This is a genomic window from Celerinatantimonas sediminis (assembly GCF_046054195.1).
Lineage (GTDB): Bacteria > Pseudomonadota > Gammaproteobacteria > Enterobacterales > Celerinatantimonadaceae > Celerinatantimonas.
Window position 1 is genome coordinate 245,554 of record NZ_JBEQCS010000001.1, and the last position, 25,330, is coordinate 270,883.

Here is a 25,330-nt window from a genome sequence, read left to right on the forward strand (position 1 = left end):
AACTCTATCTGCGACAGTTGCTCATGGCTACTAGAGCGCTGCGCGAGGTGCAACGGTGGCGGTAACACCTTGCTGGCTGTAGAGAAGCGTAACTTTGTATGATTGGCCACTGGCATCGCTAGCTGTGGCGCTGGTAAATTTCCCTTCCAGGTGGTTGGCGCTAATAATCTGGTAACTGCGGACTTTGTGCAATATCGGAACCTGCAGTTGCAGTGCTCCTCCATCGATATAAACCATTTGCTGAGCATCCAAAGCGCCAGATGAGCGAAGATCTAAGATTAGAGAGCCGCTTTTTATCACATAGTTGGCAACACTGAGCGTTGTGCCTGCATGGGCCAGATTGTCTGCAATAGCAATACTAAGAGCGCCACCTTGCTGGTAAATGGTGTTGCTGCCAAGTGCCGTTGGTGTCGTTGCAACCAGTTGGCCTGCTTGCAGAACAGTTCCGCCTTGATAGCTGTTATTCCCATCTAAATAAAGCGTGCCACTACCTGATTTAACCAGCCGACCCGCACCAGAGATATCATTTCGCCAGTGATCAAGGGCGCTAAAGCCGCCATCAGCACCATTCATGTTCACATTTACATCGCCATTAAACGCGCCATAACCATCGGCTGCATCTACGAGATTCATTCGCCCCCAACCGCGAGAGCTATCAATGACTGGATAGTTTGAGGCAATTTCCGTGGTTGCCAGTACCGCTCGGCGTTGGGCGTCCGACAGATATGGCTGACGACTGGCCAGTAATACTTCGGCACCTTTAGGAACTTGCGGCGCAAGTTTCGCCTCATTTAAAGGCGAAAAGCCATAGGTCATATAGTGACGATACTGATTTTTAAATGCTTGATGGTCTGCATATGGGTCGGTAAACAATGTGCCAGAGTGAGCAAATGCATAGACGCTGGCAAATCCTGCAGCTTTGGCTTTGGTTAAAAAATAACGATGTGCATCATCCACAGCAGTTGAGATAACGCTGGCATTATCGGGATCATTGAGCATCGCTGCAGTTACCGCCAGCCCCATAATGCGGCCGCCAATTACATCCAATGGCGAGTGCATTCCCGCAACAATCCGGTTTTCGCCTAAATCCCCAGCTCTGGCAACCATCTCGGCGAATCGCTCTGGAATCGCATAAGCGTAAGTTAGACCGCGATCATAAGCTTCGGCGGTGTGGCCACTTGGAAAAGCACCATCTTTGGCGCGAGCCGAAACCCAATCACCGCTGCCACTATAGGCTGAATCAGCGTTGGTTGTGTCGTAGCCATCATTGGCATAGCTATCATCATCGGTTTGCACATAGACATTTTTCCCCGCGCAAAGTAGCCCTGTCAGAGGCGTCACAATCGGGTGATGAGGCTGCTCGAAATATTTTACGACGCTGTTTGCTTCAAGGTCATAACAGGTGCGTTTGGTAAGCGCAGATGCGCTGGTGGTGTCAAATGTCGGTACTTGATATGTCCGAGCGCTAAGCCGCCATGGGCGAGGCGATTGGAAATGGTATTTGGGAGCTTCCGATGAGGCGCCGTAATCGCGAACGGTATTTAACAAGGTCACGACACTTGCAAGTGTACTATCGGTGTCTCCATAGTTGCCGGAATCGGCCAGACTGCTATTGAGCAATTTTTGCTTTGTAAAAATATCGACAGTGGTGCCATCAACCATCACTTCATCGCTTTGGCTAAAGGCGTAATCACTGTTACCCGAGTCAGTTAATGAATAATCTGAGCTGGCATTGGTGCCTGTTTTATAATCTTGGGCGAGTGGGCCAAGACCAGAGATTAAGCTATAGCCCTTATCACGCTGATCGTCCAAATAGGCGTTCATCTGGGAGGTTCTAAGTGCTCGCACGACATCCGCATGCTTGGCCTGTGGGCGTTTTAGCGAGTGCACATAATCAAAGTTTTCCTGCCAGACTTTACGGTTCAATATCTTCGCGTTGGCATAATCAAATACAATCGCTTCGGATGTGCTGTGGGTCGCGCCGCCGGCAACGCCTTTATCACCATCATAAGCTGTTAAATTGTTAGAGCCATCGCTGGCCCACACCGCGTTACCGGCAGTCCAGATGCGGTCAAACCCTGCCAAAATTTGTAATATTGGGTTGATGTTGGGGTTATAGGCCACGGTATTGTTTTTGCTGTTGGTATTGGGAATATCGCCGTCAACTACGCTTACACCGCCGTGCAAAGCTGGCACATCCACAGTTTGCTCATAACCTACCCCAGTAGGAATTGAAGGTTCACGCCAATAGTTGGTCTGTTGTTGGTGTGGGAGGGTTTGATTTGATGCAACTTTAAACTGAAATGGTGTCAACGACTCTTTGGCCGAGGCCACATACGGTTGGGTGGCTAAAAGCGCCAATACAGCCAGTGCAACAGGGCTGGGCAAGTGATTATTTTGCTTCCAATTCATGAGCTTCCATCCTTTGATTAAAATAACAACTAATCTATCGCACCAAGATGACTGTTCTGTGATGCTCTGATGACGCAAAATTTTCAGCAAAGGATGGATGGTGTGATCGTTGCTTTTATTTTATTTCGTGATTAAATAATAAATGTATTTAACAGGTAAATATCGAACTTCGGGGCGGGGCGAAATTCCCCACCGGCGGTGATTCTGTTACCGAACAGACAGCCCGCGAGCGCCTTAAAGCACAGTCTTTAAGGGTCCAGCAGATCTGGTGTGATTCCAGAGCCGACGGTTAAAGTCCGGATGAAAGAAGATCGACCAAGCTGGCAGTTGTCCATTCGCACACCTTTATGGTGTGGCTTGGCTATTCAATCATCGACCCTGTACATCTAACACTTTGTATGGACTTACAATTAAGATGACAGGAATATTCTTTATTATGATAGCGTGCTTGACCTGGGCGTTAGACACGTTAATTCGTTATCCGTTACTTGGCCTTGGGTTTAGCACTTTGCAAATTGTGCTCATGGAGCACTTGACCTTAGTCATCGTGACGTTGCCGCTGTTATGGCGCTATCGCCAGCAATTTTTTAATCTTAACGTGCGCTCGTTTGGGGCTTTGTTCTTCATCGGCGGGATTGGCTCGGCGGTTGGCTCGTTGGCTTATACGCAGGCCTTTGCCTATCTCAATCCGACCGTTGTGATCTTATTGCAAAAACTGCAGCCAGTGGTGGCGATTGTTTTGGCTAGCTGGTTTTTAAATGAGCGTATTCGAGGTTATTTTATTCGCTGGGCAGGGCTGATTTTGCTCGGTTCAGTGGTGATGATCTGGCCCGATATTCATGCCATGTTCTCGCAATCGGTCGTGATAAGCCACGCATCTATGGCGTCTTGGTATGGTTACGGTTTAACGCTATTGGCGGTGATCGCGTGGGGCGCAGCGACGGTCTGTGGGAAGTATCTTTCTGAGCAGAAGATGAATGCCAATGCCATTATGTCTGGACGCTTTTTAATGGGGCTGGTGGTGTTAGTGCCGCTGGCTTTATTACATACGCCGCAAATCCATGCGATGTCAGCTCAGCCACTTTTGATGTTAATTGTGATGGCGCTGTTAAGCGGTCTGGCAGGAATGTGGTTTTACTACCAGGGGCTTAATCGGATCCCAGCGCAGGTCACCACCCTTGCTGAGCAAACCTTTCCAATTTTTGCAGCGCTAATTAACTGGCTATTTTTATCGATGAGTTTGTCGATGTATCAGCTTTTAGGGGCAGTATTACTAATTGTCGGAAATGTCGGATTGCGCTTTAAAGAGCTGCATTTAGCCGAGCAAAGCTCATCTCATCTTAAAAGGGCTTAAATTAAAAAAGCCAAGAGTTACTCTTGGCTTATACTCTAAAGCACGTCTGGGTGGTGTTCTGGCGCCATCAGTTGCTCATCTCGTTTCGCCGCTCGTACAGCTTGCTGGTGGCGTTTTTCAGCTCGTGACATCAGCCACCAAGCAATCAGTGTGGCAACTGAAACCACTGCAACAATGATTGTGGCAAGTGCGTTAATTTTCGGACTGATCCCCATGCGTACACTCGAAAATACTGCAATTGGCAGCGTCGTTGCCGATGGCCCTGAAACAAAGCTTGCAATGACCAAGTCATCAAGCGAGAGGGTAAACGCAAGTAGCCAGCCTGCCACAATCGCTGGAAAGATACTGGGCAATGTGATGAGCACAAAGACTTTCCAAGGCGGTGCGCCTAAATCCATCGCGGCTTCTTCAATGGAGCGATCCACCTCTTTAAGCCGCGAGCTAACCACCACATACACATAAGAAGTACAAAAGGTGACGTGTGCAATCCAGATAGTCAGCATGCCGCGCTCAGAGAACAGATCAAACACCTGACCCAGAGCGATAAACATCAGCAGCATCGACAACCCCATAATCACATCGGGCATTACCAATGGAGCGCTAATCATAAAGCTAAATGCGCGCTCGCCTGGAAAGCGATTTAAACGCCCTAGTACAAAGGCTGAAATCGTCCCCAAGACGACAGCAGCACTTGCTGATAATACGCCGATGGTTAGGCTCAGTTGCACCGCATGCATCAGCATCGCATCGTGAAATAGTGCGCCATACCATTTGGTTGAAAACCCTGCCCAAACGGTCACCAGACGGCTGGCGTTAAACGAGTAGATGATCAAAATCAGGATCGGTAGATACAAAAATGCCATGGTCAGCGAGAGGATGAGCCATTTCCATTTGCTTTTAGAGACGGGAATGTTGCTCATTACTGGGTCTCCAATTCGCGTTTTTGAAAGTGCTGGAAGATTAAAATTGGGATCATCAAAATTAGTAACATGACAATCGCAACCGCGGAGGCAACAGGCCAATCACGATTATTGAAAAATTCCTGCCAGAGTACTTTGCCAATTAAAATTGAATTTGGCCCGCCCAATAAGGTCGGAATCACAAACTCACCCACTGCTGGAATAAAGACCAACATGGAGCCTGCTATCATGCCGCCGCGCGTCAGTGGCAGTAAAATACGCCAGACAATGGTAGCCGGTTTTGCGCCTAGATCGCTGGCCGCTTCTAGTAACGAATAATCAACCCGCATCAAAGCGGTATAAAGCGGTAGCACCATAAAAGGTAGATAGGTGTAAACAATACCGATATAGACCGCCAAGTTGGTGTGCATAATGTGCAGCGGATGGTCAATCACCCCGGCCATCATCAGCGCGTTATTTAATAATCCATTATTTTTTAAAATGCCGATCCAGGCATACACTCGGATTAAAAAGCTGGTCCAAGATGGCAGAACAATCAGCATCAGCAGGATATTGCGCGTAGCTGGTTTTGAATGCACAATCGCCCAGGCAACCGGATAGCCAATCATCAGGCACAGAAATGTTGCGATCGCGGCAACTTCGAGCGAGCGCAAGTATGAATCGATATACAAGCTGTCGCTGACCATGAACAGGTAATTGCCAAAGTTGAGCATGATCTGCAGTTGCTGCTGTGCATAATGCATCAGCTCGGTATAGGGCGGAATCGCGAGCTGCGCCTGTGAAAAGCTAATTTTTAAAACAATCGCCAATGGCAATAGGAAAAACAACAACAGCCAGATATAAGGCGGCAGTATCAGCGCATATTGACCATGACGTTTGATAAACCGAGCCAACCTCATATCTTCAGTACCACGCAGCTTTGTGGATCCCAGCTCAGATAAACTTCTTCTTCCCACGTTGGCAGATTTTCACGATGGCGCGAAGTATTAGGGATTGTCGCGCGAACTAGCAAGTTACTTGGCAAGCGCACGTGGTAGATAGAGATGTCGCCCATGTAGGCGATATCTTCAACCACACCATGACAGACGTTATCGGTTTGTTCGCAGGTTCTTGAGAGCTCAATTTTTTCTGGGCGAATCGCAATCATCAGCGGTAAACCGGGCGCGTCAGATAAACCATGATTGAGGATGATTGGATGCTCAAGATCATGACAAACAATGGTTGCCTGATCGGGCAGACCTTCATGCAGTTCGCCGTCAAAAATATTAACGGTTCCGATAAATTCCGCGCTGTAGCGCGAGTTCGGGTATTCGTAGACCTCTTCTGGGGTGCCAATTTGAATAAACTGCCCGCGGTCCATCACGGCGAGCCGAGTCGCCATAGTCATCGCTTCTTCTTGGTCGTGGGTGACCATGACGCAAGTTGCCCCCACGCTTTCTAAGATATCGACGACTTCCAACTGCATCTGCTCACGTAGTTTTTTATCCAGCGCACCCATCGGCTCATCAAGTAACAATAACTTGGGTTTTTTTGCCAATGATCGAGCTAACGCGACGCGCTGGCGCTGGCCACCCGAGAGCTGATGGGGTTTGCGGTTGGCATAATCTTCCATGCGCACCAGCTTGAGCATTTTATTTACTGATGCTTCGATTTCGCTGCGACTTAAACCATCCTGCTTTAAACCAAAAGCGATATTGCCAGCCACGCTAAGATGTGGGAACAGTGCGTATGACTGAAACATCATGTTGACTGGACGACGGTGCGGCGGCACATCCGCTAAATCCTCACCATCGAGAATAATCTGTCCTTTACTGGGGCGTTCAAAACCAGCCAGCATTCTTAGCAAGGTTGATTTCCCACAGCCGGATGCACCGAGCAGGGCAAATAATTCTCCCCGTTCAATCGTTAGATCGACATCATCGACAGCTGGCTGGCCATCGAATAATTTGCTTAATCCACGAATTTCTAGAAGGGGAGTGTTTGTTGAGGGATTGGTTGTTGCAGCAGAAACCATCGGCACACTCCAGATGAGGCCAGCAGTTAAGCTGGCCTTAACGTATTCATTAGTTTTGTAAAAAGTCAGTCCAAGCGCGAGTTCGAACGCGGGCGACCCGCAGAGGGATCATTTTAGCGACGAACAATTTTTCGCGAACACTAGCACTTGGATAAATGCCTTTATCGTTGGCTATTTCCGGATCGATATATTTTTCTGATGCTGGAACCGGGTTGGCATACCAGACAAAGTTACTGTTGGCAGCTTCAACTTTAGGTTGCAAGATATAGTTGATAAATTTAAGCGCATTATCTGGGTTACTTGCATCTTTAGGAATGGCCATCAAATCAAACCAGATCATAGCACCTTCTTTGGGGATCGAGTATTTGATCTGCACGCCGTTTTTTGCCTGCTCAGCTCTATCTGCTGCCATCAAAATATCGCCCGACCAACCGACGGCCACACAGATATCACCATTAGCTAAGTCATTAATATATTGTGATGAATTAATATCACTAATATACGGACGGACTTTTTTAAGCATTGGCAGTGCGACTTTGGTGTAATCATCAGGGTTGGTTGAACTTGGGTTTTTGCCCAGATAATTAAGCGCCGCCGACATAATCTCGTTCGGAGAGTTCAAAAATGAAACGCCGCATTTTTGAAGTTTTTTCATATATTTAGGTTTAAACACCAGATCCCAGCTATTCACCGGTGCATCTGAGCCTAAAATCTCTTTGATTTTTTTGACGTTATAACCAATACCGGTGGTTCCCCACATGTACGGAATAGCATATTGGTTGCCTGGATCTGAGGCTTCTGAGAGCAATTTCATCAATTTAGGATCCAGATTTTTATAATTGCTCAGTTTGCTTTTATCTAATTTTAAAAATGCGCCAGCTTTGGCTTGCTGGGCCAAAAACTCATTACTTGGGACAACGACATCATAGCCACTGTGACCGGATAAAATTTTGGCTTCTAACACTTCATTGGAGTCAAAAACATCATAAACCGGTTTAATGCCTGTGGCCTTTTGAAAGTTAGGCAAGGTATCTTTGGCGATGTAATCAGACCAGTTATAAATATGCACAACTGGCTCGTCTTTAGCTTGCACAGCTAAAGTTGTCAGTGATGTCAGCATCGCAATCGATAGCGACCAGATAAAAGCAGAACGTTTCATAAAGAGTCTCCGTACAGTTGAGCGCAAAACCGATTTTTTCAACCGCTCAATGGGCGAGTGCTTTATACAGTCAAAGATGCGCTAATTCAATCGTTGTTGCCAACTTTTTTGCTGTTTTAGTAAGCAATCCTAGTCTATCTAATAAATCCTAACTCAATTGAGTTTTTATTCACTAAGTTGTTCGCTAGAAATGCCGCCGCACAAGTTGGTTTCTCTATACGTTGAGCAGTAAAAACTCCCTTTCCCAAGAGCTGATGACCTGAAAGAACGTCTGATACTCTTTGCGCTTTAGCGCGACATAAGCGCTGACAAATCGATCGCCTAATATGGCGCGCAGGTCATCGCTTTGTTCAAGCAGTTGCAGAGAATCTTCAACGGTGCGCGGCAAAGAATAGGGCGCTTGCGTGGCATCGCCGACGTACATCGCAGTGGGCGTGAGCTGTTGGGTCATACCCAAATAACCACATGCTAAAGATACCGCCATCGCCAGATAGGGATTGGCATCAGAGCCTGCATAGCGGTTTTCAACGCGCCGCGCCGCAGGTTCTGAATAAGGGACTCGAAGACCCACAGTGCGATTGTCTAAGCCCCATTCGACGTTGGTGGGGGCAGCATCACCGAGCATCAGTCGGCGATAGGAGTTCACGTTGGGCGCAAAAAACGCGAGCCCCGCGGGCGTGTATTTTTGCATGCCTGCGATGTAGTTCAAAAACAGTGGGCTATTGGAGCCATCATCAAGGCTAAATAGGTTACGCCCATGCTCATCGGTGAGACTTTGATGGATATGCATCGCACTGCCTGGCTCTTGTTCCATCGGCTTGGCCATAAAGGTGGCATAAACATCGTGGCGATGGGCCGTTTCGCGCATGGTTCGTTTAAATAAAAAGACCTGATCGGCTCTTGAGAGTGGCTCGCCGTGGAGAAAATTAATCTCCATCTGCGCCGCCCCTGACTCATGGATTAATGTATCGACATCCAACTGCTGGGCATCGCAATAGTCATACATATCTTCAAATATCGGGTCGAACTCGTTGACGGCATCGATACTAAATGACTGGCGAGCCGTCTCTGGGCGGCCATTGCGGCCAATCGGCGGTTCGAGTGGATAATCCCAGTCAAGGTTGCGTTTGACTAAAAAGAACTCGACCTCTGGCGCGACTTGCGCAAACCAGCCTTTTTCAGCATAGAGTTTAAGCACGTTTTTGAGCACTGAACGAGGTGCAATATCGACCAGCTGATTATGGTGGTTGTAGCAGTCGTGAATGACTTGCGCGGTCGGTTCTTTGGTCCAAGGAACTAAGCGGATGGTCGCAGGATCGGGTTCTAACTGCATATCCTGCTCAGTTGGGTCGACCATGCTGTCATCATCGGGCCACTCACCGGTGACGGTTTGAAAGAATATTGATTCGGGCAGACGCAAGCCCTGTTCGTGTAAATATTTACGGGCGGGAATGATTTTGCCGCGAGCATTCCCGGTCATATCCGGAATGAGACATTCCACTTCAGTAATTTTGTGGTCAGTGATCCACTTTCTAATGTGATCCATAGTGCCTCGAGCATGTGAACGTTGACGAATGATCCAATCTATCTGCCAAATTTGTTCTATATATCTACACTTCTGATTACAAACTGTCGGTGAGCTAAAGAAATTTTCACAATCTTTTGCCTACCATCAGTTTAGATAAGCTGCCGTTAGCTGGTGAATATTCTTAAGGCTTTTTAAAAAAAGCGTTTCAACGCTCAAGGAGAGCTTATGCAATCGCTTCATGATTTGCCGTCGTATTATCAGGCCAGCGCTCATAACGCTCCTGAGTGCCAGACCCTTAAAACTTCAATTAGTGTCGATGTGTGCGTGATAGGGGCCGGGATCACTGGGCTTGTTAGTGCTTTAACGCTCTGTGAAAAAGGCTATCGCGTGGCGGTGGTTGAAGCCTACGAGATTGGCCATGGCGCTTCAGGTCGAAGCGGTGGCCAAGCTATTTTTGGCTGGGCAGTTGAGCAAAACAAGTTAGAAAAAATGGTCGGCAGTGAAGATGCTCATCTGTTTTGGCAAATCGCCGCAGAAGGACTTAGCAAAACCAAACAACGTATCGCTGATTATGGCATTGATTGTGATTGGCAAGATGGCATGGTGCATTTAGCCACTAAAAGCGCTCAGGACCGAGTGTTGCAACATGAATATCATCAACTGGTTGACCGTTACGGTTACACGAGCTTGGAATTTTGGGACATCGACCAGGTTCGAGAACAAATCGCGAGTACTCGCTATACTTGTGGCCTTTATGATAGCAATAGTGGTCACTTACATCCGCTAAATTATACCTTGGGGCTTGCAGCGGCAGCCATCAACGCAGGGGCGACTATTTATACTCACTCACCGGTGATTCAGCTAAGATCGGGCCCGGTTAATCGAGTCAAAACTCTGCAAGGTGAAATCGATGCAGCGCATGTCATTATCGCGGGTAATGGCTATCTGCATGGCGTTTCAGAGCAGCTGAATAAGTACATCATGCCCGTTGGAACCTTTATTGGGGCAACAGAGCCATTAACCAAAGAGCGCAGTGAATCATTAATCAAACAGCAAATTGCCGCTTGTGATATTAATCTGGCGCTTGATTACTACCGCTTTAGCCGTGATCACCGTTTGTTGTTCGGCGGGCGAGTGAGTTATAGCCGACGGGTACCGGGTGACCTTAAAGAGTCAATGCGTCTTAAAATGCTTAAAGTATTTCCGCAGCTTCGTGATGTGGTGATGGAATATGCTTGGGGTGGCTGGTTGGGGATTACGATGAACCGCGCGCCACATTTTGGCCGGCTCTACCCATCGGTCTATTTTGCGCAAGGATTCAGCGGCCATGGCATTGTGGTTGGAGCAATGGCTGGAGAACTGATGGCCGAGGCGGTTGCTACAAGCGCAGAGCGATTTGATGTGTTTAGCAAAATTCATCATCGGCCATTTCCGGGCGGACGCATGTTTCGCACCCCTGCATTAGTGTTAGCAATGGCTTACTATCGCATTCGAGATGCGCTTTAAACCGTACAGAGCTGCTTTTAATGGTTAAGCTTGGCATTGTTTTATTTCTCTAATCAGGTTGGTTGCTAGGGCCAATAAAGATAGACTTCAGCGCAAAGGAGAAGCAATGAAGAAATATCTGTATTTGACCCTCATTGGTCTTTTGTGGGGCGCTCAATTTGTCTTTATGCGTCAGGCCGTCGCTCATATAAGTGATGTATGGGTTGCTGCGGGCCGAGCAATAACTGGGGCACTGACACTGTGGCTGTTATGTGCGTTATTTCGCCTTCAAAGCAAAGCTCGGTTTTGGCCTATTTATGCGCTGATCGCGCTGGTTGATGCCACATTGCCTTTTTTAATGTTGGCATGGGCACAAAAGCAGGTAGATAGCTCTATCTCTGCCGTGATTATGGGCATGATTCCGCTTCTAACCTTGTTATTTGCTCCGATGGTGATTGGGGAGCGGCTTCGTCCCATTGCGCTGGTGAGTGTTTTAGTAGGCTTTGGCGGAATTTGGGTGCTATTTGCCCCGCAGTTTATGGGCAGTACTCACTCTGAGGCGCGGTTTTGGCCACTTTTCGTCACCTTAATCAGCGCTGGCTGTTATGCCTTAGGCATGCTTTTGGTGAAACGATTTGCACGTGAATCTCCCCTGTTGATTGCCCGCAATATTTTAACTTGCGCTGCTGTTGAACTTACGATTGTGGCTCTGATTAAAGCGCCGGCATTAACGATGCCATCGATGGATGCATTAGTGCCGTTATTAATGTTAGGGATTTTATCAACGGGGCTTGGTTATTTTGTCTTTATGGCATTGATTGCGCGAAGTGGGCCAACGTTTGCGTCGATGAGTAATTATCTGGTTCCTGTGATTGGTTTTCTGCTGGGTGGGTGGTTGCTTAATGAGCGTCCACCGCATACGACAGCTTGGGCATTATTGTTGATTTTGCTGGCGATTGCGCTGAATCAGTGGGGACGCAAAGTGAAGCGCTCGGTGTCGATGTGAGTTCGATGTGGCTAAAACGCAGAACGTGAGCTAGGTGTATAAATTCGTGTAAATATTAGTCGCAATGAGTGATCATTTGCAGCTATCTCGTTAAGCTGGAAGAGAAAATCTACAACAGTAAGGAGATATCGATGCGCGACTTAGCACTATCAACGACGCTTGCTGATGTGAGTCCTATTGCTTTTGGCTGTATGGGGTTAGGTGGCGATAAAAATGCAACCACCTTCACAGCAAGCGATCGTTCTCTTGCCCAGCAATGCATTGAGATTGCTCTAGAGGAGGGGATTAACTTTTTCGATCATGCCGATATTTATTGCAATGGACGAGCCGAACAAATTTTTGGCCAAGTCTTAAAAGATAAACCGTCTTTGCGTGAGCAAATCTATATTCAGTCAAAATGTGGCATTTATCTGCATGATGAGATTGGCCCGCAGCGTTATGACTTGAGCTATGAGCATATTATCCAAAGTGTTGAAGGATCTCTTGCGCGTTTGCAGTGTGATTACTTAGATATTCTGCTGCTACATCGGCCTGATCCGTTGATGGAACCTGAAGAAATCGCCCGTGCCTTCACTTTATTAAAAGAACAGGGCAAAGTTCACCATTTCGGCGTGTCAAATATGCATGCCGGACAGATTAAATTATTACAAAACTTTATTGATGAACCGTTGGTCGTTAATCAGGTTGAGCTTAACCTAGCTCATCGAGACTTCATTGAAACGGCTGTGACCGTCAATGACGATCAAGGTTTGAATCACAACTTTAATGAAGGATTGCTTGAATATTGCCAGCTCAATGGCATTCAGGTGCAAGCGTGGAGTCCACTGGCAAAAGGGCTTTTTGCCAAAGAACCACAAGATGCGGCAATTGCCGCCGCTCAAGAGCGTCTGGATGAATATGCCAGAGAATATAATGGGACGCGTGAGAGTATTTTATTAGCTTGGTTGATGCGCCATCCTGGCACGATTCAACCTGTAATAGGAACCACCAATGCGCAACGAATTCGGGCCTGTGCTAAAGCTGCAGATATTGAATTAACTCGGCTACAGTGGTATCTATTACTCACCGATGTTCGGGGTCGGCCAATACCGTAAAACGGTAAAATAAAATTCTGGTGGAGGCATTTGAGAATAAAAAGTGAGTCAATGGTGTAAAAAACGCACAATTGATAAATTTTTTTGAAAAAGGTCTAGACATAGACCCTTCAAGTGCATAATATACGCCTCCGCCAGCGTTGAGCACCCGTAGCTCAGCTGGATAGAGCGTTGGCCTCCGGAGCCAAAGGTCAGAGGTTCGAATCCTCTCGGGTGCGCCAGGCAACGCTAAGCTACTTCGGGGTAGCAAAAAAAGACAATGGTGGGTGTAGCTCAGTTGGTAGAGTCCCGGATTGTGATTCCGGTTGTCGTGGGTTCGAACCCCATCACTCACCCCATTGCGAAGGTGGTGAAATTGGTAGACACGCTAGCTTCAGGTGCTAGTGGCCTTACGGCTGTGGGGGTTCAAGTCCCCCCCTTCGCACCATTTTATGATTGTCTCTAGTCATAAAATGAGTTTAAGAAGTCTATATGTCGGTGAATAGCGCAGTTTGGTAGCGCATCTGGTTTGGGACCAGAGGGTCGGGGGTTCGAATCCCTCTTCACCGACCACTTCTTCTGTTTTATATAAGAATTTTCAAGCTTAAATTTTATATTTAAGTTCTGCCGCGAGGGTGGTGAAATTGGTAGACACGCTAGCTTCAGGTGCTAGTGGCCTCACGGCTGTGGGGGTTCAAGTCCCCCCTCTCGCACCATGATTAAATCATGGTGAGCAGAAACTCTATATGTCGGTGAATAGCGCAGTTTGGTAGCGCATCTGGTTTGGGACCAGAGGGTCGGGGGTTCGAATCCCTCTTCACCGACCACTTCAAATTTTCTTCTGTTCTGTATTTTCTCTTGCTTTTATTATCCTAATCATCTGTTTCTCATTATTTTGTTTATTATGTTTGCCCCATTTTTATATCGATTGTTGGTGATATAAAAAAGTCAGATATTGATTAAATGCCTGACTTTATAGACAAAGATAGTTTGTCATGGTCATCCGTAACCGCCTTGTATACATAAAATCGTCGTGATTAACGTCCGCCAGCGGTATTCTGGATGCTGTACTGGTCAGCTTGACTAACGGGCACCTGATGTTGGTTTGGGTGAAATTGGCTTGCCATAGCGCCTGCGCTAAATAGAACGATTACAGAAGCCATAACAGAGGTGATTAGTTTGTTGCTTTTCATCATAATTATCCTGTTAGATTTTAAAGTTTGGGTTAAAGCCACCGCCATTTGCTTAAATTGGTGGCTTGAGATATAGCCCGCTTAGGCAATGGTCAGCGTGACATCAACGTTACCGCGAGTTGCGTTTGAGTAAGGGCAAACCTGATGCGCTTTTTCGACGATGCTTTGAGCAACGCTGCTATCGGCACCTGGAATATCAATAACCAGTTCAACCTGGATACCAAAACCATCACCCAGTGGGCCGATGCCGACTTTACCGGTCACTTTGGTATTGGTTGATAGCGCAACTTTTTCACGAAAAGCAATCAATTGCATCGCACTTAAAAAACACGCTGAATAGCCAGCAGCGAACAGCTGTTCAGGGTTAGTACCGTTACCGCCTTTACCGCCGAGCTCTTTTGGTGAGGACAGAGTGACGTCTAATACGCCGTCTTCTGATACAGAATGACCTTCGCGGCCGCCAGTTGAAGTTGCTTGAGTTTGATAAAGTACTTTTTCAATAGCCATGATTGACTCTCCTAATTTTGCTTGCGATTTTAAATGTTGGTTCAAAGTGTCGGTTCTGAAATGCGCAAATTGTTGCGTAAACTGATGAGCTTTTGGCGAAGCTCATCAAGCTCTGGCAAAGCACACTGACTAGCACAGGCTATCTGTGTTGGAATATCTTGCGCCTGATGGCGCAGCGCATCAGCGCTATTGCTCAGAGTGATAAACACTTCTCGCTCATCTGCATGTCCACGTTGGCGGTTTATTAAACCTTTTGCTTGCAGACGTTTAAGTAACGGTGTCAGAGTCGCTGAATCTAAAAATAACCGTTCACCCAATGCTGAAACGGTGACGTTATCCTGTTCCCACAAAACCAACATGACTAAATACTGCGAATACGTCAGATCCAGTGGCTTGAGGACTTTGCGGTACACTTTGTTAAGCGAAAGCATGGTTGAATGCAACGCAAAGCAAAGCTGCTGGTCTAGTTCAAGTTGTGGATAATGTTGTTTCATCGGATTCTTCGTGCCTCTGATGTCTCGTTGGAAATAAATATAGCGCGCAATTTAATTGTGTGCAATGTATTTATTTAAAAAAGATCAAATTATCTGTTTCCTAATTTATTAATCAGGATGGCTCATCGTAAAGCGCGCATGGTTTAGTGCCCCATCTATCAACTGTTGGTGGATGATGACAGGTTCAGCAAAATAGTTACTACAGGCTTTAAGAAAGCCATGGCAGACATGGGCAAAAGGCAGTGAAGATTGATAATCAAAGACTAATAACTCAGGAGGCTGCCATTGAATGACAGTAAAGCGAGGAGGCTCTCGGTCGGCATAAATATGGCTGATTTCGAGCTGCAACGGTGTATCTGGGTGGCAGAATAGCTCAAAGCTATCTTTTGCGTTATCGAGTAAATCAGGATGCTTCTCGAGTAGATATTGAAATAACACCCGGCCAAACTGGCGCTGCAGTGCATTGCTATCGAGCTTAAGTTGGTGGGCTATTTCATCAAGAACCTGCACTGGGTGCTGATAGTGGCTGGCTAACTGGTCACTGTCATAGTCCAGTAATTCTGATTGACCATGATATTGGCGCAAATCAATGTTTAGCATCTGTTCAAGCGGATCCATCATCACCATGAGCAAAACTCCATTAAGGTAAAAACCTTAACTTTAATAATGAATTAATCGCAGAGCTTTGTACAGATTTGCAACAGAACAATAGCCTGAGCTTGTGCTCAGGCTATCAAAGTGAGATTAAATAATCGATTCGCCCGCAGGTTTTGCAACTGTTGCCGTATCAGGCTTGCGGATAAAGGCGTAAATAACACCGGTAACCACGGCTCCAATTACGATTGCAGCTAAATATGGCAGTACGTTATTGACAGCTTTTGGAATTAATAAGACGAAGATCCCGCCATGTGGCGCACGCAGTTCGCAATGGAAATACATCGATAATGCACCAGTAATCGCCCCACCAATCATATTGGCTGGAATGACGCGCATCGGGTCGCGAGCCGCAAATGGAATCGCACCTTCAGAGATAAAGCAAGCTCCTAAAACGCAGGCAACTTTACCACTTTCTAGCTCAGGTTTACTGAATTTGCGCCGAGCGATAAATGTTGCCAGCCCCATACCTAATGGTGGAACCATCCCGGCGGCCATAATGGCGGCCATTGGCATCGTTGCCGAGGCATCTAACCCGGTTTGTTTTTCTAACAGGCCAACCCCGAACAGGTAGGCTGCTTTGTTAATCGGGCCACCCAAGTCAAAGCACATCATCAGACCAAGCAACAAGCCCATCAACAACGCTGAGTCTGAACCCATGTGTTTGAGGAAGTTTGTTAAGCTTTCCATGATATAAGCGGTTGGGCCACCAATCACATAAATGAGTGCCAAACCGGTGATGGTACTAGTTAACAGTGGCAGAATTAGAATGGGTTTGAGGGCATTGATACTCTCTGGCAATTTAATCCATTTGTTCAGGTATAAGGTTAGATAACCAGCTAAGAAGCCTGCAATAATACCGCCAATAAACCCTGCGTTTAATATCGATGAGGCTGCTAACATCCCGCCAATCATCCCCGGTGTTAACCCTGGACGGTCAGCGATTGAGTAGGCGATATAACCTGCCAGTAACGGGATCATCAGTTTGAAAGCAGTTCCGCCGCCAATCTGTGCCAGTGCCCATGCGATAGTGCCGGCATTCTCTTTATCTCCTGCATGAATGCCGCCGAATAGGAACGACAATGCAATTAAGAGCCCGCCAGCGACAACCATTGGGAGCATGAACGAAACGCCGGTCAACAGATGTTTGTAGACACCGGTGCGCTCTTTGCCTTTGGCTTGAGCTTCGCTGCCATCCGATGATTTAGCCTGTAACGTTGCTTCTTGCGGCGCATCATCTAACACTTGCTGAGTTTTCTTAAGGGCTGCGCCTGTTGAGCAGTGATAGACTTTTTTCCCAGCAAATGGTGATCTGTCGACTTCAATATCGGTCGCCAGAATCACAAGATCTGCTTTGGCAATTTCATCTTCGCTGAGCTGATTTTTCGCGCCAACACTGCCGCGAGTTTCTACTTTGATAGTCCAGCCACGACGCTGCGCCGCTTGCTCAAGTGCTTCAGCGGCCATAAACGTGTGGGCAACACCAGTAGGGCAGGCGGTGACTGCAACCACATTGAGATGATCTGGGCTTTGTGCATGAACGGCATGTTGCGGCGCTTCAAATAAGCTTGCTGGTGCTTCAAGCACGGCTTGAGGGTCAGCTAAAATCGCATCAACACTGCTTTGAGCGACATTAAGTCCATTTAAGCGGGATAAATCCACATTGTGATTTTGTGGAACAGCGACAATCACTTTATCGCATGAAGCTAGCTGTTCGGTTGTTAATAACTGGACTGGTTCAACATTAGAGTGACACTCAACTAATGCTTCAATACCTTGTTTTTTCGCCTTTTCTTCTAAGCGTCTGGCTGCCATAAAGCTGGTAGCGACGCCCGCTGGGCAGGCTGTAATAATGGCTATTTTCATCCTTTGGCTCCTCACGTATTAGGCAATTCACTAACTTGTATTTGCTCAATTAACGACTCGAGTTTGCTTTGATCGCCGATGCCGACGCTAACCTGTGTCACTGCCAATGCTGAAACGGCGGTGGCATAAGTGACGCTCTTGGTTACATCCCAACCTTGTATTAAGGCATGGGTCATAGCTGCAACCATGGAGTCGCCTGCGCCAACGGTACTGACAACATTCATTTTGGGCGGTTTGGCTTTAACTACCTGCTTATCCGTCACCCAGATGACGCCATCACTGCCGCGCGAGACCAACACATGGGTAATTCCCTTGTTGATTAGTTGGCGAGCCGCTTTAATTATTGCGGTCTCATCGTTAAGTTCATGGCCAATCCATTGAGCCAGTTCGTGCTCATTTGGCTTAACCAAATAAGGTGCAGCTTCCAATCCATAGCTCAGAGCATCTGCGCTGCTATCAAAGATGACTCGAGCTCCGTGTTTATTTAATAATTCAATCCAGCGTTGATAGAGCGTTGGGCTGACGCCACGCGGTAAGCTTCCGGCCAGTACAAACCACTGATGGGTAGCGGCTAATTCGATGAGCTTTTTCTCCATCTGCTGGACAGCCTGATGGTCAATAGCCATGCCTGGAAAGTTAATATCAGTTACCCGGCCATTGGTTTCGGCTAGTTTTACATTAGTTCGTGTTGTTCCGCTCTGCCGTAAAAATTCATCTTTGGCATCAATTTGTTGAAAAAGATGAACAAATGGGTCTTGGTTTTCATCGCCAAGCCAACCACTGACACTCGCTTTGGTTCCTAAATCATGCAGCACTCGGGCGACATTAATCCCTTTACCACCTGGCGTGAGGCTGGCTTGATCAACGAGGTTGACGTTATCTACTACCAGCGTATTGAGCTGACCGGTTAGGTCCAACGCTGGGTTTAGGGTAATAGTTGCGACCTTCATAGTTTTTCTCCCAAACCCGAGTTGATCGCATCTTTGATATGATCCAGAGCCAGACGAGCATTTTCCCCTTCTGCACTAAAGCGCAGTTCATGGTTGTATTGAGCTCCCAGGCCGATGACTTTCATTAGACTGCGGCCATTAACCGGGCCGGTGCCTTCGGTGAGGTTCTCAACGGTGATTTTGACGTCATATTCTTTAATCGCTTTGACCAGAACCGCGCCAGGGCGGGCGTGCAAGCCATGTGGATTTTTAAGTTTAACCACTTCTTGAAGGACCCCATCGCCAAGCTCTTGGTTTTGCGCTTGGGCCTCACCTGATGCAGCTTTATCGCTTAATAGCGCGAGTATCGCATCACTATCAGGGGCCGTTGCCAGTGTTGCCAACTGATCGCTATCCATCAGTGCAACCAATTTTTCTAATACCGGTTTTGCTTTGTCATCTTTGGTTGCAATGCTAATCAGCGTCTGTACTGACTGGCCGTTATTATCAAATGGCTGGCGTGCCCGGATAATACTAACTCCACTGGTTTGTACATCCTGATTCGATGAGCTTAACCATACGCCATTGCCCAATGGTGTTGGCGGCGTACTCATTAACGCGCCAATACCTTGATCGCCAATGACGCCAGTTTGTTTAAGTTGGCCCGCACCTACTGCTTGTAACTGCGTTAAGTTGGAGACAGGAAAATCAAGCACAATGCTGTCACTATCAAATTTGAGCGGCGCATTGGCGCTGAGAAGTTCCACAATCGCTTGTGGATCAGTCACATTTTTGAGTTTCTCATCTAAGTTATCTTGGTCGAGAACATGGGTTAATTGGCGTAGAATCGTCAGATGTTCATCAGATTGTGCGGCAATCCCAATTGCTAAATAAACGATGTTGCCTTCGCCCCAGTCGACGCCTTGTGGAAACTGCACTAGCTGCAGGCCCGTTTGTTCAACTTGGTCGCGGGTATCGGTTGTGCCATGAGGAATCGCGATAGCATTACCCAGATAGGTGCTCGATTGTTGTTCTCGAGCCAACATGCCATCGACATAACCGCTTTTGACAAAACCTGCTTTGGTCAATTTGCTTGCAACTAGGGTAATCGCAGCTGTCTTGTCGGCTGCGCTAGCACCTAGTGTGATATTGTCAGTATGAATTTTCAGCATACTCGATTCCTTTGCTCGTTGTCGCTGTATGACTTTAGCTTAGCTAAAACGATTCAGCATTGAGGTAAAAAAAGAGAAAATGTGACTTAACTCTATATTTTTAAAAAAACCACACTCTAAAAAGCCTTTTTGACCCGATGCTATATTGGGCCAATTGGTTATGGGGTATGCTGAATCGTGTCAGCAAATGATGCAATAGCAATTTTTGTTTTTTTTTCTAGTTGTGAGCCGGATCAAATTGAGGTATTTCCATGAAACTTGCACAAATTGCCCAGTTAGCCGGAGTCTCGCGAACCACTGCTAGCGCGGTGATCAATGGCAAAGCGTCACAATATCGTATTAGTGATAAGACCGTTGCTCGGGTGATGGCGGTGGTTGAGCAGTATAAGTATCAACCCAACCAAAGTGCGGCTCAGCTGCGCTCTGGTAATAGTCGTTCTTTCGGATGTATTGTTCCCGATCTGGAAAACCCCAGTTATGCCAAATTAGCCAAACATCTTGAGCAAAGTGCCCGAGAGCGAGGCTATCAACTGATTATCTGCTGCAGTGATGATTTACCCGAGATTGAAATTCAGCTGACACAAAGTCTGATTGCTCGAGGCGTTGATGCACTGTTAGTGGCTAGCAGTTTGCCGCCAGATAATGATTTCTATCCGAAACTATTGCGCTCTGGTAAACCGATTGTGGCTTTGGACCGTTGGCTCGATCCGCAACTGTTTGCCAACATCACCAGTGAAAACCGCAAAGGCGCGGCGGCACTGATGAAATCAAGTCTTAGAGAGTCAATGCAGCGGGTGGCCATTATTGGCGCGCTGCCCCAATTACAGGTTTCCAGTGAGCGTGAAGCGGGTGCTTGTCAGGCGCTTAAGGAAAATCTTCCGCATGCCGATTATGAGTTTTTCTACGGGCATCATTACAGCCAAGAACAAGGCGCGGTGATGATGAATAAAGCGCTGGAGTTTAAGCCTGATTTGATTCTAACTACGGCTTATGTGTTGCTCGATGGTGGGCTATCACAATTGGTTCGCCGCCCCGAATGGCTGAAAAAAGTCACTCTGGCCACATTTGGTGATAATCGGCTATTGGACTTGCTAACTCACCCGGTCAATAGCTTAGCGCAGCAGATGCCGATCATTGCTGAAAAAGCGATTAATATTGTTTTAAAGGCACTCGAGGGTGATTATCAAAGTGGGTTAGAAGTCGTTCCAAGGCGCTTAATTATTCGCAATAAGCACAGCTAAAAGTATCTAAAAGTATGAATATTGCTCTCAAACAGCTTGAATGTGTCGCTAAAAGTGAAAAATTGCATCTGGCTTTTACAGACTTGATCTGCTTTTCTGATACGCTTTGGCTCGCTTATCGACAAGCTTCCAGCCATCACCGCCAAGATGGTGTGATTGTGGTGAAAAAACAAACACAATGTGGCTGGACTGAGCAGAGTGTGATTCGCGTATCTGGCGATTTAAGAGACCCGAAATTTTCTATCTCGCCCGATGGCAATTTATTGCTTAATTGCGCCCTGGTTGATAATAAACAGCTGCGCAGTATTGTTTATCAACTTGAACAAGACAACTGGCAACAAAAAGCGCAGCTCGCCGCCCCAAACCAGTGGTTGTGGCGGATGCAATGGCGTAAAGAGCACGCTTTTGGCTTTGCTTATCAGCATCCGAATACGTTTAAATTTTATCAGATTAATCAAGATTTCAGCTCGCAATTAATGCTCGATAATCCGTTAAATGAGCACAGAATTTTGGATGGTTACCCTAACGAAACGGGTTTGTGCCTAGATTCTAGAGGGAAGATGTTTTGCTTGTTGCGCCGCGATGGGAAGGACCCGCGAGCTCTGCTTGGGCAAAGTGAACCGCCATATCAGAGCTGGCAGTGGCAAACTTTGAATATTCGCATTGGTGGGCCGGTGCTCACTTTGACAAAGAGCCAGCAATTGTTAGCTGTCGTGCGATTATTTGCGCCGTTTCGAACCAGTGTTTGTCAGATTGACATTAATAACGGCGAGATTATCGAGCTTTTGGCGCTGCCTTCATCCGGTGATACCAGTTATGCGGGAATGGCATGGATGAGTGAGAGCCAACTGCAAGTTAGTTACTATTCGTCTCATGAAGGGCCAAGTGCCATTTACCTGGCCCAGTTAAAGCTTAGTTAAGCGTCTTTGAGTTCATCAAATAGGCTTGTGGCAAAGCTTTTTTCACAGTAATGGCATTTCAGCTTAATCTGCCCAGTTTTGCTGGTTTGCACATGGAAATTGCTAGGAACCTTTTCCGTGTGGGTTATGCAGTTACTGTTCGGACATTTAAAAACACCTTGCACCGCTTGTGGCTGAGTGACCTGAAATTTACGAACAACCGTATAGTTTTCAATAACATTAACGGTGGCTGTTGGCGCAAATAAGGCCAGCTGATTAGCCTGTTCTTCGGTTAAAATGGTGTCGGCCACTTTAATCAGATCTTTGGCTTGATCATTATGGGTTGGTAAATTTAGGCCAATGGTCAGTCGGCGATTCGCATCGGCCAGTTGCAAAAAACGTAAGATTTTGATCCCCTGACCTGCTGGAATATGGTCAATCACCGTCCCTTGCTCAATGGCTTCGACTTGTAATTTTTTTTCCATTGTTATGCTCCAAAGTGGTTAGTCAGAACCAAGGCTAATAATGCCTGACGGGCAAATACCCCATTGCGGGCCTGTTCAAAATAGTAGGCATGCGGGCTTTGATCGACATTGACGTTAATTTCATCAACTCGTGGCAGCGGGTGTAAGATTTTTAGATTTTCTTTTGCGCCTTTGAGCATGCTGGCTTCGAGCACGAATGCAGAGCGGATGTACTGATATTCAGTTTCATCAAAACGCTCTTTTTGCACGCGGGTCATATACAGAATATCTAAATCATCAATGACCTCTTCAATGCTCTGATGGAAGCGACAATCGATGCCTTTGTCGGTCAGTTCATCAATCAGATAATCAGGCATGGCAAGCGCAGGTGGTGCGATAAAATGTAGCTCGCAGCCAAACAATGATAGTGCTTGCGCCAGTGAGTGAACGGTTCGGCCATATTTCAAATCACCGACAAACGCCACTTTCAGCCCTTCTAATGTGCCTTGCGTTTCATAAATGGTGAACAAATCTAAAAGGGTTTGCGTTGGGTGTTGGTTCGAGCCATCACCGCCATTGATAACCGGTACACTGGAAAATTCACTGGCGAGCCTTGCTGCGCCTTCGCGAGGATGGCGCATAAAAAATGCATCGCTATATGATGAGATGATTCTCACTGAATCTGCCAGTGTTTCACCTTTTTTATCCATTGAGGTATTGCCACCATCAGGGAAGCCAATCACACTTCCTCCTAAACGATGTACTGCGGTCTCAAATGATAAACGGGTTCGGGTTGATGCTTCAAAAAAGCAGCTTGCTACAACTTTATCTTTTAACAATTCAGGTTGGGGAGAGGATTTGAGTCGACTCGCGGTGTCGATGATCAATTCCAGCTCAGCGCGGCTTAAATCGGTAATTGAAATAATGTGCCGATGAAAAAGCGGGTTGGTCATGGTGTGATCCTAAGGTCCGATGGGGAATCGGAAGCGTATTATAGCAGCGCTGAGGGGTAATAAATAGTATTCATGTTCGCAGTTATGCAATCTTATGGCTTAAAATTTAGCGAATGAGTGATTTGTAAGAGAAGTCTTACAAATGTGAAAATGGCGCTTTTGTCTGTAAAAAACGCTGAAATGCTCAAAAGTTTTAATTAGCCTCGAAATGTCGCGTAAAGCAATGAATCAGCAGTGATTTGACGTCATTGTTTATTATGTCAAATGGCTGTAATACGCAAAAAGCCTACGATTTTTGCGTATATCGTGTAAACTGCCCCGCCTAAGTTAGGCAAAAATCATATAAAACCTCAACGTGAGCTGATTTTTTAGAGCCTTTTTTGGGGCTCTATCGAAGCCGATTTTACCCCGTTTTTGGGGTGATAAGGTCAGCTTGCGCCATATAAAAAATATCATAAAAGCCTGATGATTCTTTGGAGTCATAAGCAGGTCATTTTTTTGGAGAGCAAAACTATGGATTTAAACCAGATCGAGAGCGCCATTCACTGGTTTATGGATCCGATAAGTCACTTTATCTGGAGCTATATTCTGGTGTACCTGTTGTTAGGGGCGGGGATCTTATTTACTTTATTTACCCGCTTTATGCAGTTCCGTCTGCTTGGCCATATGATGAAAATTACCTTTCAGCGCCGAGCCGCTGGGGAAAAAGGTATCAGCGCATTTCAGGCGTTTGCGACATCACTGGCTTCTAGAGTTGGTACCGGCAACTTAGCTGGCGTTGCGATTGCGCTTTGGGCTGGTGGTCCAGGCGCTATTTTTTGGATGTGGATGACCGCTTTAGTTGGACTTGCTACCGCCTTTATCGAGTCAACTTTGGCGCAGGTTTATAAAGAGCCTCACAGTGATGGTTCGTTCCGTGGTGGCCCTGCTTACTATATCGAACGGGGATTAGGTCATCGCTGGATGAGTATTGTGTTCGCTATCTTCTTGCTGATTGCTTATGGTATTGCCTTTAATGGAGCACAAGCCAATACCATCGCCCAAGGCATGACTGGCGCATTTGCAATTCCAAATTATGTGACGGGGATTGTATTAGCGGCGCTAACCGCGCTGATTATTATCGGTGGTGTGCGCTCAGTGGCGATTACCGCTGAAAAAATCGTACCGGTGATGGCCTCGCTGTATTTGTTGGTCGCGGTATATATTCTGCTGGTGAATATCAGCCATGTGCCTGCGATGTTGGAGCTTATCTTCAAAAGCGCATTTGGCTACGGCCCAATGGTCGGTGGTGCAGTTGGCTATTCGGTTAAAATCGCGATGGAAAATGGGATTCGACGCGGTCTGTTCTCTAACGAAGCGGGGATGGGCTCGGCTCCGAATATGGCAGCCACTGCAACAGTGAGTCACCCAGCATCACAAGGTCTGGTTCAAGCGTTTGGGGTGTTTATCGATACGTTGGTGATTTGTAGTTGTACCGCGGTGGTGATTTTACTCTCAGGCGTTTATGACAAACTGTTAAGTGGTGGGTTAGGTCAGAAAGTCGAAGGTATTCAACTCACTCAGCAGGCGATGACCGAACACCTCGGGGCATTTGGTACCTATTTTGTGGCGATTGCGATTTTCTTGTTTGCCTTCACCTCGATTATTGGCAACTACGCTTATGGTGAAATTAATATCGGTTATCTGTTTAAAGGTCATCCTAAAGTTGCCATTTGGACGTTGCGAATTGCAGTGATTGCGATGGTTTATATTGGCTCGGTTGCTGATCTTAAATTTGTCTGGGATCTCGCCGATTTTGCGATGGGGTTGATGGCAACCACTAACTTAATAGCGATTATTTTCTTAGCTCCGATCGCGTTTTATGTGCTTAAAGATTATGAGCGACAGCGAAAAGCTGGCGTGAAACGCCCTGAGTTTGACCCAAAAATGCTCGAAAGTGTGGCAGGTCATTACAAAAAAGATATCTGGTAAGTGATGCTTTGAAACAGAACCAACCGGGACTACTCC

The 25,330-nt window shown here is 46.7% G+C and carries 22 protein-coding genes, 6 tRNA genes and 1 riboswitch; of the genes, 13 read left to right on the forward strand and 15 right to left on the reverse strand.

The features are described from left to right. Window positions 1-30 precede the first annotated feature (30 nt). Entirely contained in the window at window positions 31-2,412 is a 2,382-nt protein-coding gene (locus ABTQ23_RS01125) for a phosphatase PAP2 family protein (RefSeq protein ID WP_408613781.1), read from the reverse strand. A gap of 161 nt (window positions 2,413-2,573) precedes the next feature. Continuing rightward, a riboswitch (FMN riboswitch) is annotated at window positions 2,574-2,728 on the forward strand. Window positions 2,729-2,827: 99 nt separating this feature from the next. Between ABTQ23_RS01125 and ABTQ23_RS01130 the strand changes: the two genes are divergently transcribed. Then, on the forward strand, window positions 2,828-3,766 hold the full coding sequence (locus tag ABTQ23_RS01130; protein WP_408613782.1) for a DMT family transporter: 939 nt from the start codon (window positions 2,828-2,830) through the stop codon (window positions 3,764-3,766). A gap of 35 nt (window positions 3,767-3,801) precedes the next feature. Here ABTQ23_RS01130 and ABTQ23_RS01135 read toward each other — a convergent pair whose 3' ends face one another. The 5 genes from ABTQ23_RS01135 to ABTQ23_RS01155 all read right to left on the reverse strand — a co-directional run bounded on the left by ABTQ23_RS01135 (window position 3,802) and on the right by ABTQ23_RS01155 (window position 9,405). After that, the gene (locus ABTQ23_RS01135) at window positions 3,802-4,686 is read right to left on the reverse strand and encodes an ABC transporter permease subunit (RefSeq protein ID WP_408613783.1); all 885 of its coding nucleotides are present in this window, start codon (window positions 4,684-4,686) and stop codon (window positions 3,802-3,804) included. Next, window positions 4,686-5,585, reverse strand: a complete 900-nt coding sequence (gene potH / locus ABTQ23_RS01140) for a putrescine ABC transporter permease PotH (protein WP_408613784.1) — start codon at window positions 5,583-5,585, stop codon at window positions 4,686-4,688. Before potH ends, ABTQ23_RS01135 begins: the two co-directional genes overlap by 1 nt. After that, entirely contained in the window at window positions 5,582-6,700 is a 1,119-nt protein-coding gene (gene potA, locus ABTQ23_RS01145; RefSeq protein ID WP_408613785.1) for a polyamine ABC transporter ATP-binding protein, read from the reverse strand. Before potA ends, potH begins: the two co-directional genes overlap by 4 nt. Before the next feature lie 49 nt (window positions 6,701-6,749). Then, the gene (locus ABTQ23_RS01150) at window positions 6,750-7,859 is read right to left on the reverse strand and encodes a polyamine ABC transporter substrate-binding protein (protein WP_408613786.1); all 1,110 of its coding nucleotides are present in this window, start codon (window positions 7,857-7,859) and stop codon (window positions 6,750-6,752) included. Window positions 7,860-8,073: 214 nt separating this feature from the next. Next, a complete protein-coding gene (locus tag ABTQ23_RS01155) occupies window positions 8,074-9,405 on the reverse strand; it encodes a glutamine synthetase family protein (RefSeq protein ID WP_408613787.1) in 1,332 nt (443 codons plus the stop codon). A 207-nt stretch (window positions 9,406-9,612) separates the two neighbouring features. On the opposite strand from ABTQ23_RS01155, the gene ABTQ23_RS01160 reads away from it, so the two are divergent. The 9 genes from ABTQ23_RS01160 (at window position 9,613) to ABTQ23_RS01200 (ending at window position 13,778) form a co-directional block, all read left to right on the forward strand. After that, window positions 9,613-10,893 carry an NAD(P)/FAD-dependent oxidoreductase gene (locus ABTQ23_RS01160; protein ID WP_408613788.1) on the forward strand — a complete coding sequence of 427 codons (1,281 nt, stop codon included), beginning with the start codon at window positions 9,613-9,615 and terminating at the stop codon, window positions 10,891-10,893. A 106-nt stretch (window positions 10,894-10,999) separates the two neighbouring features. Next, window positions 11,000-11,878 carry a DMT family transporter gene (locus ABTQ23_RS01165; RefSeq protein ID WP_408613789.1) on the forward strand — a complete coding sequence of 293 codons (879 nt, stop codon included), beginning with the start codon at window positions 11,000-11,002 and terminating at the stop codon, window positions 11,876-11,878. Between the two features lie 131 nt (window positions 11,879-12,009). After that, window positions 12,010-12,972: an aldo/keto reductase gene (locus ABTQ23_RS01170; protein ID WP_408613790.1), complete on the forward strand. Its 963-nt coding sequence runs from the start codon at window positions 12,010-12,012 to the stop codon at window positions 12,970-12,972. Window positions 12,973-13,116: 144 nt separating this feature from the next. Beyond that, window positions 13,117-13,193, forward strand: a tRNA-Arg gene (locus ABTQ23_RS01175). A 41-nt stretch (window positions 13,194-13,234) separates the two neighbouring features. Beyond that, window positions 13,235-13,310: transfer RNA gene (locus ABTQ23_RS01180), tRNA-His, on the forward strand. A gap of 2 nt (window positions 13,311-13,312) precedes the next feature. Continuing rightward, a tRNA-Leu gene (locus ABTQ23_RS01185) sits at window positions 13,313-13,399 on the forward strand. Between the two features lie 48 nt (window positions 13,400-13,447). After that, window positions 13,448-13,524: transfer RNA gene (locus ABTQ23_RS01190), tRNA-Pro, on the forward strand. A gap of 56 nt (window positions 13,525-13,580) precedes the next feature. Continuing rightward, window positions 13,581-13,667: transfer RNA gene (locus ABTQ23_RS01195), tRNA-Leu, on the forward strand. Between the two features lie 34 nt (window positions 13,668-13,701). Further along, a tRNA-Pro gene (locus tag ABTQ23_RS01200) sits at window positions 13,702-13,778 on the forward strand. Between the two features lie 210 nt (window positions 13,779-13,988). On the opposite strand, the gene ABTQ23_RS01205 is transcribed toward ABTQ23_RS01200, so the two are convergent. The 7 genes from ABTQ23_RS01205 to fruB form a co-directional block, all read right to left on the reverse strand. Continuing rightward, a complete protein-coding gene (locus ABTQ23_RS01205) occupies window positions 13,989-14,147 on the reverse strand; it encodes a hypothetical protein (protein ID WP_408613791.1) in 159 nt (52 codons plus the stop codon). Window positions 14,148-14,225: 78 nt separating this feature from the next. Continuing rightward, window positions 14,226-14,651: an organic hydroperoxide resistance protein gene (locus ABTQ23_RS01210; RefSeq protein WP_408613792.1), complete on the reverse strand. Its 426-nt coding sequence runs from the start codon at window positions 14,649-14,651 to the stop codon at window positions 14,226-14,228. Between the two features lie 41 nt (window positions 14,652-14,692). Beyond that, window positions 14,693-15,145: a MarR family winged helix-turn-helix transcriptional regulator gene (locus ABTQ23_RS01215; protein WP_408613793.1), complete on the reverse strand. Its 453-nt coding sequence runs from the start codon at window positions 15,143-15,145 to the stop codon at window positions 14,693-14,695. 108 nt (window positions 15,146-15,253) lie between these two features. Beyond that, entirely contained in the window at window positions 15,254-15,772 is a 519-nt protein-coding gene (locus ABTQ23_RS01220; RefSeq protein WP_408613794.1) for a heme NO-binding domain-containing protein, read from the reverse strand. Between the two features lie 117 nt (window positions 15,773-15,889). Next, the gene (locus ABTQ23_RS01225; RefSeq protein WP_408613795.1) at window positions 15,890-17,665 is read right to left on the reverse strand and encodes a PTS fructose-like transporter subunit IIB; all 1,776 of its coding nucleotides are present in this window, start codon (window positions 17,663-17,665) and stop codon (window positions 15,890-15,892) included. Window positions 17,666-17,676: 11 nt separating this feature from the next. Beyond that, on the reverse strand, window positions 17,677-18,615 hold the full coding sequence (pfkB, locus tag ABTQ23_RS01230; RefSeq protein ID WP_408613796.1) for a 1-phosphofructokinase: 939 nt from the start codon (window positions 18,613-18,615) through the stop codon (window positions 17,677-17,679). Beyond that, window positions 18,612-19,766, reverse strand: a complete 1,155-nt coding sequence (gene fruB / locus ABTQ23_RS01235) for a fused PTS fructose transporter subunit IIA/HPr protein (protein ID WP_408613797.1) — start codon at window positions 19,764-19,766, stop codon at window positions 18,612-18,614. The genes pfkB and fruB overlap by 4 nt, the downstream gene beginning before the upstream one ends. Window positions 19,767-20,017: 251 nt before the next feature. Here fruB and cra point away from each other — a divergent pair, with 251 nt between their 5' ends. Together cra and ABTQ23_RS01245 are read left to right on the forward strand one after the other, a co-directional pair. Then, window positions 20,018-21,007 (forward strand): catabolite repressor/activator, encoded by a 990-nt coding sequence (gene cra / locus ABTQ23_RS01240; protein ID WP_408613798.1) that lies wholly within the window; start codon window positions 20,018-20,020, stop codon window positions 21,005-21,007. A gap of 14 nt (window positions 21,008-21,021) precedes the next feature. Continuing rightward, on the forward strand, window positions 21,022-21,927 hold the full coding sequence (locus ABTQ23_RS01245) for an exo-alpha-sialidase (protein ID WP_408613799.1): 906 nt from the start codon (window positions 21,022-21,024) through the stop codon (window positions 21,925-21,927). On the opposite strand, the gene pyrI is transcribed toward ABTQ23_RS01245, so the two are convergent. Together pyrI and pyrB are read right to left on the reverse strand one after the other, a co-directional pair. After that, window positions 21,924-22,391: an aspartate carbamoyltransferase regulatory subunit gene (gene pyrI / locus ABTQ23_RS01250; protein WP_408613800.1), complete on the reverse strand. Its 468-nt coding sequence runs from the start codon at window positions 22,389-22,391 to the stop codon at window positions 21,924-21,926. The genes ABTQ23_RS01245 and pyrI overlap by 4 nt on opposite strands. Window positions 22,392-22,393: 2 nt before the next feature. Beyond that, window positions 22,394-23,323 (reverse strand): aspartate carbamoyltransferase, encoded by a 930-nt coding sequence (gene pyrB / locus ABTQ23_RS01255; protein WP_408613801.1) that lies wholly within the window; start codon window positions 23,321-23,323, stop codon window positions 22,394-22,396. A 513-nt stretch (window positions 23,324-23,836) separates the two neighbouring features. On the opposite strand from pyrB, the gene ABTQ23_RS01260 reads away from it, so the two are divergent. Further along, complete coding sequence (locus tag ABTQ23_RS01260) at window positions 23,837-25,294, forward strand: alanine/glycine:cation symporter family protein (protein ID WP_408613802.1); 1,458 nt, start codon at window positions 23,837-23,839, stop codon at window positions 25,292-25,294. The last annotated feature ends 36 nt before the right edge of the window (window positions 25,295-25,330 follow it).

Coding starts and splice junctions, on each gene's coding strand:
- ABTQ23_RS01155 (WP_408613787.1), bottom strand. CDS start 9,405: ATGGATCACATTAGAAAGTGGATCACTGACCACAAAATTACTGAAGTG.
- ABTQ23_RS01215 (WP_408613793.1), bottom strand. CDS start 15,145: ATGAAACAACATTATCCACAACTTGAACTAGACCAGCAGCTTTGCTTT.
- ABTQ23_RS01245 (WP_408613799.1), top strand. CDS start 21,022: ATGAATATTGCTCTCAAACAGCTTGAATGTGTCGCTAAAAGTGAAAAA.
- ABTQ23_RS01210 (WP_408613792.1), bottom strand. CDS start 14,651: ATGGCTATTGAAAAAGTACTTTATCAAACTCAAGCAACTTCAACTGGC.
- ABTQ23_RS01130 (WP_408613782.1), top strand. CDS start 2,828: ATGACAGGAATATTCTTTATTATGATAGCGTGCTTGACCTGGGCGTTA.
- ABTQ23_RS01205 (WP_408613791.1), bottom strand. CDS start 14,147: ATGATGAAAAGCAACAAACTAATCACCTCTGTTATGGCTTCTGTAATC.
- ABTQ23_RS01260 (WP_408613802.1), top strand. CDS start 23,837: ATGGATTTAAACCAGATCGAGAGCGCCATTCACTGGTTTATGGATCCG.
- pyrB (WP_408613801.1), bottom strand. CDS start 23,323: ATGACCAACCCGCTTTTTCATCGGCACATTATTTCAATTACCGATTTA.
- ABTQ23_RS01150 (WP_408613786.1), bottom strand. CDS start 7,859: ATGAAACGTTCTGCTTTTATCTGGTCGCTATCGATTGCGATGCTGACA.
- ABTQ23_RS01135 (WP_408613783.1), bottom strand. CDS start 4,686: ATGAGCAACATTCCCGTCTCTAAAAGCAAATGGAAATGGCTCATCCTC.
- ABTQ23_RS01125 (WP_408613781.1), bottom strand. CDS start 2,412: ATGAATTGGAAGCAAAATAATCACTTGCCCAGCCCTGTTGCACTGGCT.
- ABTQ23_RS01165 (WP_408613789.1), top strand. CDS start 11,000: ATGAAGAAATATCTGTATTTGACCCTCATTGGTCTTTTGTGGGGCGCT.
- ABTQ23_RS01220 (WP_408613794.1), bottom strand. CDS start 15,772: ATGGTGATGATGGATCCGCTTGAACAGATGCTAAACATTGATTTGCGC.
- ABTQ23_RS01225 (WP_408613795.1), bottom strand. CDS start 17,665: ATGAAAATAGCCATTATTACAGCCTGCCCAGCGGGCGTCGCTACCAGC.
- potH (WP_408613784.1), bottom strand. CDS start 5,585: ATGAGGTTGGCTCGGTTTATCAAACGTCATGGTCAATATGCGCTGATA.
- cra (WP_408613798.1), top strand. CDS start 20,018: ATGAAACTTGCACAAATTGCCCAGTTAGCCGGAGTCTCGCGAACCACT.
- potA (WP_408613785.1), bottom strand. CDS start 6,700: ATGGTTTCTGCTGCAACAACCAATCCCTCAACAAACACTCCCCTTCTA.
- pfkB (WP_408613796.1), bottom strand. CDS start 18,615: ATGAAGGTCGCAACTATTACCCTAAACCCAGCGTTGGACCTAACCGGT.
- ABTQ23_RS01170 (WP_408613790.1), top strand. CDS start 12,010: ATGCGCGACTTAGCACTATCAACGACGCTTGCTGATGTGAGTCCTATT.
- ABTQ23_RS01160 (WP_408613788.1), top strand. CDS start 9,613: ATGCAATCGCTTCATGATTTGCCGTCGTATTATCAGGCCAGCGCTCAT.
- fruB (WP_408613797.1), bottom strand. CDS start 19,766: ATGCTGAAAATTCATACTGACAATATCACACTAGGTGCTAGCGCAGCC.
- pyrI (WP_408613800.1), bottom strand. CDS start 22,391: ATGGAAAAAAAATTACAAGTCGAAGCCATTGAGCAAGGGACGGTGATT.